The sequence below is a fragment of the Streptomyces calidiresistens genome (assembly GCF_014141525.1).
GTDB lineage: Bacteria > Actinomycetota > Actinomycetes > Streptomycetales > Streptomycetaceae > Streptomyces > Streptomyces calidiresistens.
This window is the reverse complement of record NZ_VKHS01001111.1, coordinates 1-1,376: the sequence shown is the minus strand read 5'-3', so window position 1 is coordinate 1,376 and position 1,376 is coordinate 1. Positions and strand designations below refer to the sequence as shown.

2 protein-coding genes are annotated in these 1,376 nt (G+C 74.0%); one reads left to right on the top strand and one right to left on the bottom strand.

Features of this window, described 5'->3' with window-relative positions; translation table 11 throughout:
* Positions 1-69 precede the first annotated feature (69 nt).
* Positions 70-678 (top strand): TetR/AcrR family transcriptional regulator, encoded by a 609-nt coding sequence (locus FOE67_RS25780; protein ID WP_182667230.1) that lies wholly within the window; start codon positions 70-72, stop codon positions 676-678.
* A gap of 160 nt (positions 679-838) precedes the next feature.
* Here the strand turns inward: FOE67_RS25780 and FOE67_RS25775 are convergent.
* The coding region (locus FOE67_RS25775; RefSeq protein ID WP_182667229.1) for an Efg1 domain-containing protein at positions 839-1,376 on the bottom strand (538 nt) is incomplete at its 5' end.

Below are 1,376 nucleotides of genomic sequence, written 5' to 3'. Positions count from 1 at the left end.
TAAGAGACAGGGGAGCTCCACGGGGGCACAATGACGCGAAACCACGCCTATTGGGGGGCGACTCCACCGATGAAATCCACCGACAGCCCGCGGCGCCGCGCCACGAGGCTGAAACTCTTCGACGCCGCCGTCGATCTCATCGCCGAGCAGGGCTTCTCCGCCACCACCGTGGACGGGATCGCCGAGCGCGCCGGTGTTTCCAAGGGGACGGTCTATTACAACTTCACCGGCAAGACCGAACTGTACGAGGAACTGCTGCGGCACAACGTCGGAATGCTCGCCTCGGTGCTGCGCGGGGCCGCCGCGGAATGTCGCGCGGCGGGTGGCGACACCCGCGCCGCGCTGAAGGCGATCGTGCGGGCGGGACTGCGCTTCACCCTCGACCATCCCGCCCTCGTGCGGCTGTACCTCGGGGAGGTGTGGCGCACCCACAGCGTCTGGCATCCCACGGTGCTGGCGGTGCGGCGCCGGGCACACGCCGTGATCGAGGAACAGTTGCGCCTCGGCGCCGAGGCCGGGGAGTTGCGGGCGGGCACCGATGTCCGGCTGGCCTCCTCGGCACTGGCCGGGGCGCTGCTGGTGGCCGCGCTCGACTGGCGGTCCTTCGCCCCGGAGGTGCCGGCGGAGGAGGTGGAAAGAACCCTGGGGGCCCTGTTGCCCACGGTGCGCGCGGGCTAGTCGTTCCGTGCCCGGGGACGGGCGACGGACGGCGCGGCCCGGGGTCCCGCACGGCGGAGGGCCTTCCGGCACCGGCGCGGATCGCGACATCCGCACCGTCCACCCGGAAGGCCCTCCTCCCGCCCCGGGCCGCGCCCCCGCGCGGCCCGGGGCGGTGCTCCTAACCGAGCCGGCAGTCGGCGAGGTCGGTGAGGTCGGCGGGAGGCGTGCCGCCCCGCCGATCGATCGCCAGGGAGATCCGGTCCAGCACCGCCACCCGCTTGTCCGCCAACGGCCCCAGGATCGCGTTGTCCACGAAGTTCGGACCGCCCTGCCCCACCGACTCCACCAACCGCTCCTCGGCCTCCCGGATCTGCGACTCCAACGCCGCCAACTCCCGGTCCACCTCCACCCGCGCCCCCTCCGGCACCCCGGACGCCACCAACGGCGCCACCTCCGGACACACCACCGAACCCGCCACCCCGTCCGTGTCCCCGGGGGCACCCGGGACCGTCGCTCCGCCGTCCTCCCCGGCGCGGGGCGGCGGGGCGGCGACGCCCCCGTTCCCGGACGCCCCGGCCGTGGAGAGCGAGCAGTCGGCGAGGTCGGTGAGGTCGGCGGGAGGCGTGCCGCCCCGCCGATCGATCGCCAGGGAGATCCGGTCCAGCACCGCCACCCGCTTGTCCGCCAACGGCCCCAGGATCGCGTTGTCCACGAAG

Bases quoted from the DNA above. Each gene is read 5' to 3' on its own strand.
- FOE67_RS25780 (WP_182667230.1), top strand. From the start codon at position 70: ATGAAATCCACCGACAGCCCGCGGCGCCGCGCCACGAGGCTGAAACTC.